This window comes from Micromonospora sp. NPDC049044, from assembly GCF_040649215.1.
Taxonomy (GTDB): domain Bacteria; phylum Actinomycetota; class Actinomycetes; order Mycobacteriales; family Micromonosporaceae; genus Micromonospora.
The window spans coordinates 1-15,927 of record NZ_JBEZFA010000046.1 but is presented as its reverse complement, the minus strand read 5'-3'; the positions used below and the strand labels follow the sequence as shown (position 1 = coordinate 15,927).

General features: G+C 67.4%; 17 protein-coding genes and 1 pseudogene. 10 read left to right on the top strand and 8 right to left on the bottom strand.

Annotated features, from left to right (window positions below; all coding sequences use genetic code 11):
• Window positions 1-194: 194 nt before the first annotated feature.
• Entirely contained in the window at window positions 195-797 is a 603-nt protein-coding gene (locus AB0B85_RS28765; protein WP_357412095.1) for a response regulator transcription factor, read from the bottom strand.
• Window positions 794-1,936: a histidine kinase gene (locus AB0B85_RS28760; protein ID WP_357412094.1), complete on the bottom strand. Its 1,143-nt coding sequence runs from the start codon at window positions 1,934-1,936 to the stop codon at window positions 794-796. The genes AB0B85_RS28765 and AB0B85_RS28760 overlap by 4 nt, the downstream gene beginning before the upstream one ends.
• 107 nt (window positions 1,937-2,043) lie before the next feature.
• On the opposite strand from AB0B85_RS28760, the gene AB0B85_RS28755 reads away from it, so the two are divergent.
• Together AB0B85_RS28755 and AB0B85_RS28750 are read left to right on the top strand one after the other, a co-directional pair.
• Window positions 2,044-2,925, top strand: coding sequence for an ABC transporter ATP-binding protein (locus tag AB0B85_RS28755; protein ID WP_357412093.1), 882 nt, complete (start codon window positions 2,044-2,046; stop codon window positions 2,923-2,925).
• 27 nt (window positions 2,926-2,952) lie between these two features.
• Window positions 2,953-3,672: an ABC transporter permease gene (locus tag AB0B85_RS28750; RefSeq protein ID WP_357412092.1), complete on the top strand. Its 720-nt coding sequence runs from the start codon at window positions 2,953-2,955 to the stop codon at window positions 3,670-3,672.
• A gap of 345 nt (window positions 3,673-4,017) precedes the next feature.
• Here AB0B85_RS28750 and AB0B85_RS28745 read toward each other — a convergent pair whose 3' ends face one another.
• Window positions 4,018-5,001, bottom strand: a complete 984-nt coding sequence (locus AB0B85_RS28745) for a YafY family protein (RefSeq protein WP_357412091.1) — start codon at window positions 4,999-5,001, stop codon at window positions 4,018-4,020.
• On the opposite strand from AB0B85_RS28745, the gene AB0B85_RS28740 reads away from it, so the two are divergent.
• The 3 genes from AB0B85_RS28740 to AB0B85_RS28730 all read left to right on the top strand — a co-directional run bounded on the left by AB0B85_RS28740 (window position 5,000) and on the right by AB0B85_RS28730 (window position 7,015).
• Window positions 5,000-5,308, top strand: coding sequence for a hypothetical protein (locus AB0B85_RS28740; RefSeq protein ID WP_357412090.1), 309 nt, complete (start codon window positions 5,000-5,002; stop codon window positions 5,306-5,308). The two genes, AB0B85_RS28745 and AB0B85_RS28740, sit on opposite strands and share 2 nt — an antisense overlap.
• Window positions 5,309-5,362: 54 nt before the next feature.
• Complete coding sequence (locus AB0B85_RS28735; RefSeq protein WP_357412089.1) at window positions 5,363-6,193, top strand: NAD(P)H-binding protein; 831 nt, start codon at window positions 5,363-5,365, stop codon at window positions 6,191-6,193.
• 669 nt (window positions 6,194-6,862) lie between these two features.
• A complete protein-coding gene (locus AB0B85_RS28730) occupies window positions 6,863-7,015 on the top strand; it encodes a hypothetical protein (protein ID WP_357412137.1) in 153 nt (50 codons plus the stop codon).
• 80 nt (window positions 7,016-7,095) lie between these two features.
• On the opposite strand, the gene AB0B85_RS28725 is transcribed toward AB0B85_RS28730, so the two are convergent.
• A complete protein-coding gene (locus AB0B85_RS28725) occupies window positions 7,096-8,244 on the bottom strand; it encodes a cellulose binding domain-containing protein (protein ID WP_357412088.1) in 1,149 nt (382 codons plus the stop codon).
• A gap of 48 nt (window positions 8,245-8,292) precedes the next feature.
• Between AB0B85_RS28725 and AB0B85_RS28720 the strand changes: the two genes are divergently transcribed.
• Entirely contained in the window at window positions 8,293-8,721 is a 429-nt protein-coding gene (locus tag AB0B85_RS28720) for a hypothetical protein (protein WP_357412087.1), read from the top strand.
• 123 nt (window positions 8,722-8,844) lie between these two features.
• Here the strand turns inward: AB0B85_RS28720 and AB0B85_RS28715 are convergent, their stop codons facing one another.
• The 3 genes from AB0B85_RS28715 to AB0B85_RS28705 all read right to left on the bottom strand — a co-directional run bounded on the left by AB0B85_RS28715 (window position 8,845) and on the right by AB0B85_RS28705 (window position 11,049).
• On the bottom strand, window positions 8,845-9,315 hold the full coding sequence (locus tag AB0B85_RS28715; protein WP_357412086.1) for a hypothetical protein: 471 nt from the start codon (window positions 9,313-9,315) through the stop codon (window positions 8,845-8,847).
• Between the two features lie 122 nt (window positions 9,316-9,437).
• Window positions 9,438-10,265 carry a hypothetical protein gene (locus AB0B85_RS28710; RefSeq protein WP_357412085.1) on the bottom strand — a complete coding sequence of 276 codons (828 nt, stop codon included), beginning with the start codon at window positions 10,263-10,265 and terminating at the stop codon, window positions 9,438-9,440.
• A 157-nt stretch (window positions 10,266-10,422) separates the two neighbouring features.
• Window positions 10,423-11,049, bottom strand: a complete 627-nt coding sequence (locus AB0B85_RS28705; protein WP_357412084.1) for a VOC family protein — start codon at window positions 11,047-11,049, stop codon at window positions 10,423-10,425.
• Between the two features lie 86 nt (window positions 11,050-11,135).
• Between AB0B85_RS28705 and AB0B85_RS28700 the strand changes: the two genes are divergently transcribed.
• Window positions 11,136-11,570, top strand: a complete 435-nt coding sequence (locus AB0B85_RS28700; RefSeq protein WP_357412083.1) for a hypothetical protein — start codon at window positions 11,136-11,138, stop codon at window positions 11,568-11,570.
• 178 nt (window positions 11,571-11,748) lie between these two features.
• Window positions 11,749-11,886 (top strand): helix-turn-helix domain-containing protein, encoded by a 138-nt coding sequence (locus AB0B85_RS28695; RefSeq protein WP_357412082.1) that lies wholly within the window; start codon window positions 11,749-11,751, stop codon window positions 11,884-11,886.
• Between the two features lie 132 nt (window positions 11,887-12,018).
• On the opposite strand, the pseudogene AB0B85_RS28690 reads toward AB0B85_RS28695, so the two are convergent.
• A pseudogene (locus tag AB0B85_RS28690) lies at window positions 12,019-12,552 on the bottom strand (transposase); the annotation flags it as partial.
• Between the two features lie 711 nt (window positions 12,553-13,263).
• Here AB0B85_RS28690 and AB0B85_RS28685 point away from each other — a divergent pair.
• Together AB0B85_RS28685 and AB0B85_RS28680 are read left to right on the top strand one after the other, a co-directional pair.
• Window positions 13,264-14,088: a hypothetical protein gene (locus tag AB0B85_RS28685; RefSeq protein ID WP_357412081.1), complete on the top strand. Its 825-nt coding sequence runs from the start codon at window positions 13,264-13,266 to the stop codon at window positions 14,086-14,088.
• Between the two features lie 922 nt (window positions 14,089-15,010).
• Window positions 15,011-15,679 (top strand): SMI1/KNR4 family protein, encoded by a 669-nt coding sequence (locus AB0B85_RS28680; protein ID WP_357412080.1) that lies wholly within the window; start codon window positions 15,011-15,013, stop codon window positions 15,677-15,679.
• The last annotated feature ends 248 nt before the right edge of the window (window positions 15,680-15,927 follow it).

Below are 15,927 nucleotides of genomic sequence, written 5' to 3'. Positions count from 1 at the left end.
GGCAGCGATCCGGCATGCGATCGAAGACAGAAGCCGCCGCCTTCATGCCGATCCGGCATCGTCCTCCAGTGCCCGCCACACCGGTCAACCCGACCCGGTCCCGCGAAGGGACCGTCGGCGCGGAACGCGTCATCCTCTCGGTCCATCGGATCGGTGTGGGTGGTCGCGCCCGGAGCGGACCGGCCGGCCGCCGATCACAGCCAGTCGTGTTCGCGGGCGTAGCGGGCCGCCTCGTGGCGGGTCCGGGTCTGGGTCTTGCGCATGGCGTTGGAGAGGTAGTTGCGGACGGTGCCCGGGGCGAGGTGGAGGCGGGCGGCGATGTCGACGACCGAGTAGCCCTGGCCGGTCACCCGCAGCACGTCTGCCTCGCGGTCGGTGAGGGGGTTGTCCTCGGTGACGGCGAGCGCCGACACGTCCGGGTCGATCCAGCGTTTCCCGGCATGCAGGGTGGCGATCACCGAGGTGATGTGGGCCGGTTCGGCCGACTTGCTGACGAAGCCCTGGACACCGAGCTTCAACGCCTTGCGCAGCACGCCGGGGCGGGCGTGCCGGGTCAGCATGAGGACCACCTGCTCGGGTCGTACGCGGCGGATCTCGGCGACGGCGCCGAGGCCGTCCACGCCCGGCATCTCCAGGTCGATGACCAGCACGTCGGGCTCGTGCCGCAGGGTGGCCTCGACGGCCGTCCGGCCGTCCTGCGCCTCGGCGAGAACGGTGACGTCGCCCTCCATCGGCAACAACGCGGCCAGGGCCGTACGCAGCAGCGCCTCGTCGTCGGCGAGCACGATGGTGGTCATCGGCCGTCACTCCGGTCCGCGCCGGCACGCGTGACAGGGAACGTCGCCGCCGTCCGGAACCGTCCCTGCTGCTGTTCCACGATCAGCTCCCCTCCGTCGCCCGTCACCCGCTGCCGGAGTGCCGCCAGTCCCCTCAGCTCAGGGGGCGAGGCGGCGGACACGCCGTCGTTGACGACTGTGATGCCCGACGCGGCGAGCGTGATCTGCACCTGGGTGGCCTGCGCGTGGCGCAGGATGTTGGTGGTGGTCTCGCGGAGCACCTGCCCGAGCAGTTCGCTGACGCGGGCGTCGACCTCGCCCTCCCGGGTCACCCGGACCCGGATGCCGGCGGCCTCGAACAGGTTCTTCGCGTTCTCGATCTCCGCGGTGAGGTTCAGCCGCCGCTGGCCGTACGCCAACTCCTTGGTCTGCGCGATGGTGTCGCTGACCAGCGCGTACGTCTCCCCCAGCTCCTTCTCCGCCCGAGCGGTGTCACCGCTCAGCAGGCGCTGCGCCAGGGCGATCTTCAGCTTGACGACGTGCAGGGTGTGCCCCTGGATGTCGTGCAGGTCGCTGGCGAACCGGACACGTTCCCGCATCACCGCGAGTTCGGCCTCGCGTTCCCGGGTCTGTTCGAGTTCCCGGATGAGGTCGAAGAACCGCTCGCCCACGATGGTGAAGATCGTCACGACGATGGTGAGGACGGTCGGGACGAGGACGTAGGTGAGCAGGACGTGACCAATGTCGTCCCGCTGCACCAGCAGCCGCGCCGCGCCGACGGCGGCGACGTAGGTGAAGAGCCCGGCCAGCGCCCACTTCCGGTGCCGTCGCACCTCGCGCATGGCGAGGGAGCCCACCGCGCAGAACCCCCAGTAGGCGTTGGGGCTGCCGCTCACCAGGACCCCCAGTGGCCACACCACTGCGGCCACGACCAGGCAGGGCAGCACGACCCTGGCAAGGTCGTTCGCCGTCCATCGTTCGAAGGCCACCAGCGCCGCCGCGGCGCCCGGCGCCAGGATGACCAGGTGCCACCAGCTACGCACGTCGGCGTAGAGCAGGACCACCGCGGCGAACACCACAGGGGGTAGCGACGTGGCGAGGTTGAGCCGGCGCAGCCTGCCCTGCGTCGACTCGGTGAAGCGCGGTGAGCTGGCGGTCACCAGACCAGTATCGGGCAGCGAGAGGCCGCTACCAGTGACACCACGTCACCTGCGGTGATGACATGGTGCCACTGACGGAACCGTCGCGCCCGCGCTGTCATTGGCGCATGTCCACCACACCCGTCATCGACGTAGAACGGCTGAACCTCACCTACGGCGACTTCCACGCCGTGAAGGACCTCACCTTCGCGGTCCGGCCCGGAGAGCTCTACGCACTGCTCGGCACCAACGGAGCCGGAAAGACCTCGACCCTGGAAGTTGTCGAGGGACACCGGAAACCCACCTCGGGCACCGTACGCGTCTTCGGGCACAGCCCCACCGACCGACGGTCGGTTCGTCCCCGGATGGGCGTCATGCTCCAGGAGAGCGGATTCTCCCCGGACCTCACCGTCCGCGAGTCCGTCGGTCTGGTCGGTCGGCTCACCCGCCGCGCCGACGACGTCGACCGGGTACTCGACCTGGTCGACCTCACCGACCGCGCCGGCCGCAGGGTGTCGCAGTTGTCCGGCGGGGAGAAGCGGCGGCTCGACTTCGCCACCGCGGTCTACGGCACCCCGGAGCTGATCTTCCTGGACGAGCCGACCACCGGCCTCGACATCCAGTCCCGCGACGCCGTCTGGGCAACAGTTGACCGACTCCGGGAGAACGGTTCCACGATCGTTCTCACCACGCACTACCTGGAGGAGGCACAGCAGCGCGCCGACCGGATCGGGCTCATGCACCAGGGCACTCTCCACCGCGAAGGCACCGTCTCCGAGCTGACCCGCACCCTCCCCGGCGTGATCCGCTTCTCCCTCGCCACGCCGGTGCCGCCGGTTCCGCTGAAGGCCGACGTGAACGCCGACGGGAAGGTCACCGTCGAGTCCTTCGAGCTGCAGAAGGACCTACACCTCCTGCTCGGCTGGGCGCAGGACCACGCAGTGGAACTGCGCGACCTGACGGCCGGGCCGACCCGGCTCGACGACGTCTTCCGCGCCATCAGCACCTGATCCGCTCATCCCGAAGGAGCCTCACCCGTGTTGTCCATCGCGTCCAGCGAGCTGATCCAGATCTTCCGCAACCGACTGATACTGATCACCAGCCTCATCATCCCGGTCGCGGTCAGCGTGTTCTTCGTGCGTCAGCACGAGACGTACGCCGCCCTCGGGAGCCTCGGCTACATCGCCGCGATCGTCACGTTCACAGTGGCCGCGTTCGGCCTCTACGCCACGGCCGTCACCACGCTGGCGTCCCGGCGGCAGACCCTCTTCCTCAAGCGGCTGCGCTCCACCACCGCGAGCGACCCCGGCATCCTCGCCGGCCTGCTGCTGCCCGTACTCGTCATCGCGGCGGTGCAGGTGACCGCGATCCTGACCGCCCTGGCCGTGGTCGCCGGCGGACCGTCGAACGTCGCCCTGCTGGTGGTGGCGATCCTCGCGACACTGGCCATGCTGATCGGCCTGGCGCTGGCCACGGCCGGGCTGACGAACTCCCCGGAGCACGCGCAGGTCACCACCCTGCCCGTTACTCTCGGTCTGATCGCCGTGACCACCTGGGTGGGCATCTCCGGCACCGAGGACCTCGCCTGGCTCAAACGGCTGCTGCCCGGCGGCTCGGCCACCGAACTCATCATGAACGCCTGGAACGGCGGCGTCGCCGTGACCGACTCCCTGCTCCTGCTCGCGCCCACGCTCGGCTGGGTCGTCATCGCCGTCAACCTCGCCACCCGACTCTTCCGTTGGGAGCCCCGCCGATGACCAGCGACCCCACGCACGCCCCGACCCTCGCCGAAGATCTCCTCCTGCTTCTGTTCCAACCCGAATCCGGGACGACCGATCGCCGGGTAGAACACCCTCTTCTACGTCCTGGGTGGAGCCGTCCTCGCGGACCTCGCCCTCGGCGAGCACCTGACCACGACGGACCGAGGGCGGGTCGGCAGCGTCGCGGGCCACCCGTCGTCGGACAGTCTCCTGCGCCCGACTGGCGGTGGGTGTTCGGCCCGCACATCCTCGGATCGGGGTCGCCAATCTAGCTCGGCGCGGATCTTGGTGGTGCTGCCCGGAGCGCGTTGTCCCGGCTCGAACCGTGGTCGGTGCAGGGGGTCAGTCGGCACGGGTGGTGCTCGGTGTGTCGCCGGCGGCGCGTCGATACCTGTCGGCCAGCGTCCTGAGGTGATTGAGGAGCTCCGGCGGCTCAATGACCTCGAAGTCGGCGCCGAGCAGACCGAACCAGACAGCGAGTTGCTCGAGGTTGTCAGATCCTGTGCGCACCCTGCAGCGATCTCTACCGATAAATTCGACGGGCCCTACTGCTGGTGGGAGTCTTTCAACGACGACTTCGGCGGGCAAGTGCACGATGATTGTCGCCCGGTGTCGCCACACGGCTCGACCGATCCCGCGCATGACGTATGCGCCAACATCCGGGTCCGGCAGCGGCCGGGCGAGAAACCGAGGTCCGTGCGGTAGACGCAAGGTCATACGGTCGACGCGGTAGGTGCGCCAATCTTCTCGCTGGATGTCCCAACCGACGAGGTACCAGCGTCTCCCCCAGTTGACCAGGCGGTAGGGCTCGGCCTCACGGCGAGACTCTGAGGAGTCGTGGGAGCGGTAGTCAAAGCGCAGTCGTTGCCGGTCTCGGCACGCTGCGGCGATCTCGCTGAGCGCCGTCGCGGCAACCCGGTGATCGTCGTCGCCTGCCGAGACGGCGACACTGTAGGTCTGCAGCGCGTTGACTCGGTTACGCAGCCGGGCTGGCAGCACTTGTTCGAGTTTCGCCAAGGCCCGTGTGGAGGATTCCTCAATGCCGGCTACGGACGGCGTGCCGGTACGCAGTCTGATGGCGATGGCGACGGCTTCCTCGTCATCGAGCAGTAGCGGCGGGAGGACTGCGCCAGCGGCGAGGCGGTAGCCGCCGTCGGTGCCGAACGTGGCGTGCACCGGGTAGCCGAGAGCGCGGAGACGCTCGACGTCGTTGCGCACGGTTCTGGTGGTCACGTTCAGCCGCTCGGCCAGCTCGGTGCTGCTCCACCTGCGTGGGGTTTGCAGCAGGGACAGCAGCCGGAGCAACCGCGCCGATGTTTCCAACATGCCGGAAGTTTTCCACCCCAGTAGGAAACGGATGTTCCTACTTCGCTGCCAGAGTCTGCGACATGGACAACACGAAGGCACCACCGGGGCGCTGGCTCGGACTCGTTACTTTCCTCGCGGCCATGGTCATGAACCTGCTCGATGCCACTGCGCGAGCCTCGGCGTCGCGGCCCTCGGCACCATTTTCTTCGCCGTCGCCGGACCCGGGCTTCGGGTGACGGATTTCGTCGCGGCCTCACAAGAGTTCACCGTTGTCACGCTCGGGGTCACCATTTACGCCTTCATCCTGGCCTTCGTGAGCATCTGACAGCAGGCCCGAAACCTAATCCCACTCAGACCTCACCATTTTCTGGAGTAATCAATGATCCTCGTGACTGCGGCTACGGCACCCGTGGGCCGGTCCATCGTCGAGCAACTGGTGTCGGTCGGTAAGCCTGCACGGGCCCTGACTCGTGATCCGCAGCAGGCGGATCTTCCTGCCGGCGCTGACATCGTCGCCGGCGACATGAAGGACCCTGCGACCCTGCCGGCTGCGGTGAGGGACGTCGACGGGATCTTCGTCCTCGCCATGGGCCCTGGGGTGCCGGAGCTCATCGAGGCCGCGAAGAACGCCGGTGTCAAGCGCGTGGTGTTCCAGTCCACGGCGGAGATCGACGACAACGCGGAGCAGCAGCCCAACGACGTCGCGGCGTTCCACCACGGCATCGAGCAGGCGATCATCGACTCCGGGATGCAGTGGACCTTCCTGCGACTGGACATCAACTCCGCCGACGCGCTGCACTGGGCATTCGACGTCCCTGGGCAGCTCGCGGCCGGTGACGTCGTTCGAGGCCCCTACGCCGACGCCGCAGGCTCCCCGATTCACCCCGCTGACCTCGCCGGGATCGCTGTGGCAGCGCTGACCCAGGACGGGCACAGCCAGCAGCGTTACCACGTCACCGGACCGCAGTCGCTCACCCACCGGGAGCAGATCGAGCTAATCGGCAAGACGCACGGCCGTGAGCTGCGATACGAGGAGATCGATCCCGCGACCGCGCGGGCGGAGATCGCCCCGCACGCGCCTGCCGACCTGTTGTTCGCCACTTGGGAGACGCACGTCAACAAGCCGGCGCCGGTCACGGACACCATCGAGCGCGTGACCGGCCGGGCGCCGCGCAGCATGCGCGAGTGGGCCGAAGCGCACCCGGCCTAGCCTGATCCGAACCGGGCGACGGCGAAGCGCCGCCGCCCGGTCGAGCGGCCGCTACCACCAGCCGTGTGCCGGCGGCACGGGACCCGGTGCTCGCTGTCCAGCTCGGTGGCTACTCAGTCTGCGGTTCCGCTGGGTAGAAGCTGAGACATTCCTCGTACGATGCGAGGTCGCCGTCAGCCATGACCTGTTCCAACGAGCGGCTGGCGGCGTCCTTAGCGGACATAACGAGCCCATCGATGTACGGCCACGGCACGCGCAGGTCGCCCTGGACATGATCGACGCGGCGGTCCGGGCCGGGGTCCCGGCCGGCTGGGTCGCCGGCGACGAGGTCTATGGCGCCGACCCGGACCTGCGTGCCGGGATCTCTGCGACAACAGACCAGTCACGGACGCGCGCGCGGCAAGCCGCGGTTTCCGCCGGGTGAACCGTCCCGCGATCCGCTGTACGGCATCCTCGAACACCACCTGCCACCCGGCAAGGTCTACGCTATGACCTACGGCCACTGCACGATCTTCGGTTGTCTTCACAGACCATCGAGGATCACACGGTGGCTGCGCTCCACTTGCGGCGGCCCATGATGATGGACGTCCTCCCGGAGACCTCAGGTCCCCCTGATCTTGGACGTCCGTCAAACCTGGGCAGGCCCACGAACCATCCGGTGCCGCCCGGCTGCTGGTCGAGTTTAGAGACATCACCCGGTTCCCGAACCGGGCCTACTTCGCCTCCTGGAACGGCACCGCCCCCATCGAGTCCTTTGGCGACCGCCGCAGGTTCACCCACCACGACGGTGACCGCCAACCCCCGATGGCCTGGTCGAATTGACCCTGAGCGCCGTGCCGATTCGCAAACGTATCGACGGCCAGTGGAAGGACCTTGTCAGCCCTTAACGGATGGCAGAGGCGCTAACCGATGGTCAAGGTCAGCGGGTTCGAGATGCCGAGGCCGCCGTGGGAATCGTGGACCCGCACGGTGAAGGTGGACGACGTGCCGGCCGACAGGGCCGTCTGGAACTGGTAGCGCTGTCCGCTGTTGGTCGGCGTCGCGGCCAGCCGGGTTGCGCCGAGGTAAAACTCCACCCGGCTGACGAGGTCCCCGGGATCGGTGTCGGCGACGTCGGCGACCAGCGTGACGGTCGTCGGCTCGAGGAAGTAGGTCTGCCCGCCGGGGGTGCTCAACGCCACCGCCGGCGGGTGGTTGGTGCCGGTGGACGCCGGCGTCACCACCGTGACCAGCAACGGCGGCGCAGCGCCAGACAGCGACTGGTCGGTGCCGGCCGAGACGTACAGCACGAAGGTGGTGCTGGTGCCGGGCTCCCCGATCGGTGGTGTCCACAGCGCCTCGAACCGGTCACCGGTCGTCCTCACCCCCCGGGCCACCGTGACGCCGTCCACCCGGAACGACACCGAGGTGATGCTGTGTCCGCCTCCCACGGTCGCGGTCGCCGCCAGCGGGACGGTTCCCGGCGTGGTGTACACCGCGCCGGCGGTCGGGCTGAGCCAGGTGACGATCGCCGGATAGTCAGCGACCGGCGGTGTGGTCGTCCGGGTCGGCGTCACGCTGGGCAGGACGCCGCCGGTGCACGTGACGCCGTTGAGCGTGAACGACGCCGGTATGGGGTTGCTGCCCGACCAGGCGCCAACGAAACCGATGTTCGCGGAGCCATTGGTGCCCAGGGTCGCGTTCCAGCCCAGATTGGTCGCGCTGACCTGCTGGCCCGCCTGGGCCCAGGTGGCGCTCCAGGTTTGCGTGAGCCGCTGGTCGACTGCAGGGAACGCGAACCGCAGCGTCCACCCATTGACCAGGTCACCCAAGTTGGTGACCGCGATGTCGGCCTGGAAGCCACCGGTCCACTGGCTGGTGACGACGTAGTTCACCCGACACCCGGCCGCCGCGTTCGCCGCACTCGCGTGTGAGATCGCGGCCATCATCGCGACCACGGCAACAGCGATGGCGGCCACAGCAGTCAGCGACTTCCGCATGGCACACCTCGCCGTAGATAGCGAATCGTCTATGAATACGTCGACTGTCCTGCCGCTCCGCTTTCCTGTCAAGGCACGCACGGCAGTCCTGCCGCCGGCCGGACAACGGACAGCCCGCCCATGCTGATCGGCAGCGGCCACAGCGCCGAGCAGGCAGCAGAGTGGATAGCGCAGCTTCCCGCCTGGACCGCGACTGACCGCCAGGCCCTGGACGACTTCGCGTCAAAGAACGCAAGGAAGTGGGTGGACACGTCCCGGCAGAGACCCGAGTGCCGGGTACGCGACCCCTCAATCTGGACCGGCGAGTTGGCAGATCACCAGACCGACGGCCATCAGTCAGCCCTGATCCACAGCGCGGGGCACCCTCGTGATGTGGGCGCCGGTGCCGCTCTCCTGCCAAAGTGGAAGCTGGCCGACACCGGCTACCACGTGACGACGACCTACCGGGCCGATTCCGACGCAACTCCTCCATTGTCGTACACCGCGCGGCTTCTGACCTCCGGCGATGATGTCACCGCTATCGTCTCCAGGTGGGATGACACTGCGTAGCAACCGATCGGCGGCAGATCCGGATGGCCGGAACCGGTGAGCCCGCGAGGACGATGTAGTGGTGGCGCGTAGCGCGGTCCGGCAGAGCTCAAGCAATGCGGCACGTCGCGATGCTGCGGCCGGCTATGAGCCCAGGGCTACGCGGGTCGTGGCGAGGAAGGCGCCGCGCACTTCGTCGAGCTCGGCGTAAAGTCCATCCAAATTGGGCACGCCATCCCAAACGGCCCGATTGAGCCGCTCGAAGTAGACACGCGCGGCGGTATACACATCAACGGAGTACAGCACCTGAAGCATGCGTTCGGCGATCCAGAGCCGGTGCATTACCTCCTGGGCGGCAGTGGGCCAGGGCTCGCCCGAGGCCCAGTCGACAGGGCGGTCGAAAGCGATACGTTCCGCCTCTGCGGCCACGGCGATGAACCGTTCGAGATGCGCAAGGCGTTCGGCGCGTCGGGCCTCGGCCCGGGCGACGTTCTGCTTACTCTGCTCGATGCGTGCGCTCATTCGCTGTGTGCTGTACTGCACCAGGTAGGAGAGGCCACCGCCGAGCACGACGCCGCCAAGGGAGGTAAACGCAGGGACGAGCTCACCGGCCATTGTGTCGACTGTAGTTTCTTGATCCTGATCCTGCGCGGCGGCGCGTCTCACCGGAACGTACCCGAGCGGTCCAAGCGCCCGGCCCGCCGAAATAACGGCGATCGACATGAGCGGGCGCGGCCCTACCGCCTCCGCCGTTTGATGCCCGATTCGCGCTGCTCCCCGGCGCAGCGGATGGTTGCGGCGGAAAATCCGTTGACCGGGCTCGAACCAGCGTCCGCCCGGGTAAGAGCCGGGCGCTCACTGCCGGTCGACCGATGCCACGCCGCCAGGTCCGCCGCGATCAACATCATCGACGTGCCCGCACAGGCGGCGTCCAGCAGCACGAGACCGCCCGCTGCGTCGAGCGTCGCGATCCACGCCGCCCTCGCGGCGTTGTACGCGCCGCACGACAGGTTCCACCTGGACGAGTCGTTACCCCGCGGCACGATCATGGTCGCCTGGTCGAACTCGCTGGCCGACCACACCCGCTTGAGCAGGGCGACGCCCTGCCGCATCGTCGTCCACCATCGGCCCAGCAGCTCACCACGCTGGGCGTCGGTCAGCCGAGCCAGCACGGACGACGTCGGATATGCCTGCGCGATCATCCACCAGTCCGTCGTCGAGTCGGCGGCGCAGCGTTTGAAGAGCAGGTCCGCGGCGTCGTACGGGTCGTCCCGCCCCGCCAGCGTGAACTCCCGCCGCAGCTCGCGCTTGGCGGTCAGGTACGCCACGAAGCACCCGGCCCACGGATCAGCCAGGAACGCTCCCCGGTCGATGCTCGCCGGGAACCCGGCCCGCGCGACCATCGTCAACCGCCGCTTGGTCTGCTCGACCGCCAGCCGGTCGGCCTTCGCCGAGAGTCGCTGCGTCACCCGGAAACGCCTGTTGTACTGCCACTTCGACAACTCGATCCCCACCGCGGCGCGGGCCTCGCGGTTCAACCGGTCCCGCAGAGGGTCCAACCGCACCGGATCCACCGCGCCCAGCGATTCGCTCAGCTGGTGGGATCGGAGTCTCAGCTGAAGGGACCAACCAACGGTCCGGCACGGCGGAGAATGCGCGACCCGCATCGAGGTGGATCAGATGACGGCCTGGTGGTGACGGGCCAGATCGCGAGCCAGCAGGTCACACGTCGGCTTCGAGAGCGAAGGTGTTGCCGTCTGGGTCCTGGAACCACGCGATACGTCCACCTCCGGCCCGCGCGGTGATCCCCTTGGCGTCGTGCTCGAGCTGCTCGTAGCGAACGAACTCGACGCCGGACGAGGAGAGCTCCTCGACAATCTGGTCGATGTCGTCGACGTACCACGTCGCCAGCGTCGCCGGGGTCTTCCCGGCAGTGACCGACTGGTACACGTTCAACGCCGGCCCGCCACCGGAGCCATAGACGCGGCTGCCGTCGGCGATGGTGGCGCTGGGGCCGGACCGCAACGCCCGCAGGCCCAGCGCGCCTTCGTAAAAGGCCACGGCCTTCTGTATGTCGGACACGGCGACCGAGGTTCTGAGGTGGTACGCGCTCAAGGGCATGAACCACTCTGGCAGGTACCCCACGAATCGTGGCACCGAACCGACGACCTGTTCCGGTGAGGAGCTGCGCAAGGGCGCCGGCGATTCCCAGCCCGGTCGTCGGGCAGGACGATTGCATAGTCGACCAGCGGGGCCATTGACCAGGAGTTTCGGGACGATTTTGGCCTTTATGGAGCCGCAGGAAGCGGGTGAGACCGCATCGGTGATCATGAAGTTGCGACGCTTCACGGCTCCGAGGAAGACCCCACCCGCCGATGGCATCATCACTCATCCCTGCACTGACCGTAGCCGCACCCACCTCCATCGCCGAGGCCGTGCCGGTCACCGACGGTGAACAGGGCGGGTTGCTGCAGGCGCTCGCCGCTCCCCCTGGCGATAGCGTGCCGACCGCCGCCGACGTTGCCGTCATGATCGAGCAGTGGATCGGCGATGTCGCCCACCCGATCAGCATCAACGTGGCCAGGGCATGCCACCGCCCCGCCGGTACGAGCCTGGGATTCGAGATCCTCGGCTTCGACATGGACCGCTTTCGCAGTTGGCTGTGCTACGGCCTGATCGACACCGCCATCCGAGAGCCCGCCATCCAGCCCAACGAACACGGCCAACTCGCCACGCTCGCCGACGCCGTACGCCTGGCCGATCTGGCCAACCGCGGCCGAGGCACGCCCAACGGCACCCCGCAGGACGTCACCTGGTTCCCAACCTTCATCGACGCGCCCCGAGCCATTCCTGAAGTGACCGACCCGTGAGTAGGTTTCATCGCGCTGCGATGTCGACAGTTCTGGCGAGAGAAGTCGGTGGTTGATGTCCGAAGTGCAATGACCTATGGGGGGTAGTAGCAGTGAGACACATAGCGGAATGGCACGGCCAACACCTGGCCGGATTGAGCAAGGCGGCTGGGCCGAACCTGCCTGACCACCTGTCGAGGTGCTCGACCAATTGGCAAGCGGCGCCACGGATCTGGCCGCGTGCCGCAAGCTTGGCGTGTCCAGGCGAACATACAGTCGCCGGGTGTCCGAACCGCTCGAACACGGGTCATCCGGACCTCCTTCGCTCGACGTCTGAATACAGAATGGACCTGGCGCGCAACGAGTACCAGGGAAGGTCCCGTTGACGTAGCCGCCGTCGGCCCGGGACCCTGGCACCCTGCCTCCACACCCTGCGCCGGGTCGACGTCGGGGACGAAGCGTCGGCGGAGATCTCATCCAGGGGTCGGTGGGACCAGTCGGTCATCTCGTCGATGACCTTGTCGGTGATCCGGGAGATGGTTTCCTTGCTGACCGAGGCGCCGTAGATCTCGGCGAAGTGAGCGCTGGTCTCTCCGGTCGTCAACCCTTTGGCATACAACGACAACACGACCTCATCGACCCCGGAGAGCCGGCGTTGCCGCTTGCGCACGATCTGTGGTTCGAAGGTGCCGGCCCGGTCTCGGGGCACGTCGATCTGCACCGGCCCGGTGCTGTCGGTCAGCACCGTCTTCGATCGGGTGCCGTTGCGGATATTGCCCGCGCCGGCGCCGGCCTGGTCGTGTTTTTCGTAGCCGAGGTGTTCGGTCATCTCCTCGTTCAGCGCGGTCTCCAGGACCGTCTTGGTCAGCTGCTTGAGCAACCCGTCCGGGCCGGTCAGCGACAGCCCTTGTTCCTTGGCCGTCCGGACCAACTCGGCGGCGGCCTCCGCCGACGGCTCAGGCCGCTTCCTACGTCCGGTCTGGTCGTTCAGTGTCGCGGTCATCACGGCACCCTCCTCACTAGGCACAACGCCTGGTAGGTCAGGCCGGAAACACCTTTAGATCCACAGACCCCCCGATCGGCTTCACCGGCACTGACCGATCCTTCGGCGCACCGGATGAGGCTGGCGCGGCGTAGGCAGGTACAAACGGCAACAACGTCAACACCAGCAACACCACCGCCGCCAGCGCACCACGACGCAACACCCGCTCCCAGAAAGGGAAAACGCTAGAAGCCCCGACCGGAACGTCCACAGTGTTCTTCAACGCCAACCCCGAAGCAGAGTGATCGAAAACTAGGAGGTCAGTGAACAGGAGGTCACGAGACGATCACAACCTGTAACCAAAGCGGGTGCGTCAGGGCAGAGCTCCAGCCGATGGCACTCATAGTGATCACGAGCGCTCGACGGATCCCGACTCCAAGATCGCCGGAAGGTCACCGCGGAGAAAAGCTGTTCAGAACACCCGGGTGGGATCGGGGGTTCCAGCTGACGGGACCAGTTGCCAGCCCTTCAAGCTGAGACACCACCCTCACCAGCCGCTCCATCCAGCGTGGAGGAGGCTTGCTTGAACGCGGCAGGGCCGTGCCCCTCGATAGCGTGCCGCGCCGGGACTGGAAGGTTTCGGATCTTCGTCCTGGGTCGCGGCGATGATGTAAGAACGACGCTGGCGGCTGACAAATTTGGTGCCATGGGGTGACCGGAGAGGATGCTCGCGTGGATTCCACACGGCTGCACTGGGCGTCACGCCGCTATCTGACGGCGCGCTACGAGGAGCTCAAGCGGGAGTACAGCCAACTGCCCAACGATGGCCGCCAAGCCGATGGGTATCACTACACCACCGAGGCGAAACGGATCTTCCCCCGATACAACGTCGTGGACGCCATGCTCATAGAGGTTGAGCGGCTCGATCCTGACCGGCTTCCCGGGGTCGACGTGGTGACCTCCACGCTCCTCGCGGCGGCCGAGAACGCGGAGTCCCCGTTCACCAAGCCACCGCAGGACGAGGTCCAGGCACAGGCCATAGCCGATGAACGCCGGCTGTTCGCTGCAAACGTGCAGCGTTGCAAGGCGCAGCCCAATCTCCACACCGACCCGGTCCCCTATCGGCGCGTGCTTACGCACGAGGAGTCAGCAGCCTGGCGCACGTCGCTGCAGCAGCGATGGGGCGCGCAGAACGGCTTTTGGCACCCGTTGCTGAGTAGTTCAGTTCCGCAAGATGTGCTGGTGGTGACCGGAGAATCGATGTGGGAGGACCGCAGCGTTGACCAGGTCCGCCGACTGCTGCGAGGACTGGGCCGCCCGCGTGTGATCGAGTTGCGCGAGTATGGGGCCGACTACCTGCTGGATGCTGAAATCTTCGCCCCGAGGTACACCGGGCCCGAGGGTCTCTGGAGCGACGAGCATCACGACTGGATCGCCTACGCATCCCATGAGGGAACCGTGGCATTCGGCGGCGCGCTCTCCACCGGGCTCGTGACAACCTGGCCTGAGGTCGACAGCTGGCGATGGCCCGGATGGCAGGAACGCGGCCACGGATAACCCATGGCATCCTGCAGGAAGCCGCGAGCTGCACTCAGATCGGCATGTGCGGATGCTGCCCGACTGACAACCGGGAGCACCATGGCTGACGCCTTCGGATCCGCCGAAGAGGTCTCCAGCTTGAAGGGCCTGCTCAGGGCGTTGGTCGTGGGATCGGTGTCTCGAATGACGGAACTGCGGCGGACCCAGCAAGCCCACCTGCAACGCTCCACATCGATCTGCGGCACGCCTACAGACGTGGCCTTAGGCGACCCGGGACGTCGGCCGGCGCCAGCCATCCCGGGAGCAGCAGCACCTGACCACTTCGACCTCTACTGGGAGGTCACACCGCACCGCTTGACCGCATCACCGCAGGTCAGGACCATCGTCTCTGTCCGGCGTCGGTGAGCACTTCGGGCGCGGTGACCTCTTCGCCAACCTGCACCCAATCCGCTCCCACTTGCAAGGCCGGGCCCGGCAATGGCTCCTTACCGCCTTGACCTGCGCACACTCCACTACCAGGCGGCATAGAGCGCCGTCGACTGCTGGCCAGAACCGGGGAGAACTCCGCGGGAAACAGGACGCCGCACCGGCTCTGACCTGCGGCAACGTGGAGCCGCAGGCAGGGGTGGGTGCAGTTGAGCGCCGTTCGATGCCGTTGCACGCAGTTCAAGGCCGTTCAGGGCACCCCGCTGCTCCCACCCTGCTCCCCCAAACTGGGCCCGCGCCGGGCCGCCGACCGCCGACCGACCGTGAAATGCCGGCCCTGTACCCATGCTTGGCGCCAGCGCTGGCTTCCGCAGCCGCATCGGTCGATGGGGAAGCACGTCCACGATCGCCGCGCCTGGTCAGCGGCAGAAGCGTGAATCGACGGTCTCCGGCCGCCGGCGCCACGCCGGGGTTTTCGTGATCAAGACCGTGGCAACCGATTATCATGTGTCGCGTGACGGAGGTCAGCTGGCTCGGCGTACGGGAGCGGGTGGCCGCCATCGCCTCCTCGGAGGCCAGCCAGAAGGTCTTCGGCGCCTCGGGTCACAGGTTCGTGCTGCGCCCAGTTATGAGCGCCGCCGAGCTGGTCGACGTGGAACGAGTCATCGGTACCCCTCTTCCGGAGGAGTACCGCACCTTCCTTCTGGAAGTCGGAAACGGTGGCGCCGGTCCCGGCTACGGAATCGAGCGGGTTGAGCGAACCGCTGACGGCTGGCGGTGGACTGGCCATGGCGTCACGACAGTGGCCAAGCTAGGCGTACCGTTCCAGCCGTTCGACCAGCAGGTGTACGCACAGCACGACGCGAAACAACCGGTGGACAGTGACTTTGCCGACCACGGCTCGTTCATGGAAGCGAGCCGGGCGTGGATGCGACGCTCGGACGATCTTCACGACGAGGAAACCTTCGGAGCCATCACGCTCTCGCATCAGGGCTGCGGCTACTACTGGCTCCTCGTTGTTTCGGGGCCCGAGCGTGGCGCCGTGTGGGACGACGGCCGAGCAGGGGACATGCCCTTGTCGCCATTGACCGGTCCGGCTGGCCAACGGCTGACCTTCGACCGGTGGTACCTGAACTGGCTAACCCGAACGGAGACTGCCATAGTCTCCGCTGACGGCGCCTGATCCGGGAAGGCCAGCATCCGCACTGTTCCCGGCACCTGCGAATGCCGACGACCGGTGCGGACGGCACTCGGTGACGAGCATTTCGTAGCACGAGCGGTCGGCTGACTTGTCGGTCTCGCAGGTGCGACCCCTGACGCCCGCTCGGCGGCAGAGGCGTGTATGTGACCTTGGTGTGCTACGCCGTGCTGCTCGCTCTGCCATCAGGCAGGAGACCGCCGCAACGAAGAGTCGATCCCGACGGGCTCTCC

Excerpts from the sequence above, each read along its gene's own strand:
- AB0B85_RS28765 (WP_357412095.1), bottom strand. The coding sequence starts at position 797 with ATGACCACCATCGTGCTCGCCGACGACGAGGCGCTGCTGCGTACGGCC.
- AB0B85_RS28755 (WP_357412093.1), top strand. The coding sequence starts at position 2,044 with ATGTCCACCACACCCGTCATCGACGTAGAACGGCTGAACCTCACCTAC.
- AB0B85_RS28740 (WP_357412090.1), top strand. The coding sequence starts at position 5,000 with ATGCCGGAAGTTTTCCACCCCAGTAGGAAACGGATGTTCCTACTTCGC.
- AB0B85_RS28745 (WP_357412091.1), bottom strand. The coding sequence starts at position 5,001 with ATGTTGGAAACATCGGCGCGGTTGCTCCGGCTGCTGTCCCTGCTGCAA.
- AB0B85_RS28735 (WP_357412089.1), top strand. The coding sequence starts at position 5,363 with ATGATCCTCGTGACTGCGGCTACGGCACCCGTGGGCCGGTCCATCGTC.
- AB0B85_RS28720 (WP_357412087.1), top strand. The coding sequence starts at position 8,293 with ATGCTGATCGGCAGCGGCCACAGCGCCGAGCAGGCAGCAGAGTGGATA.
- AB0B85_RS28715 (WP_357412086.1), bottom strand. The coding sequence starts at position 9,315 with ATGGCCGGTGAGCTCGTCCCTGCGTTTACCTCCCTTGGCGGCGTCGTG.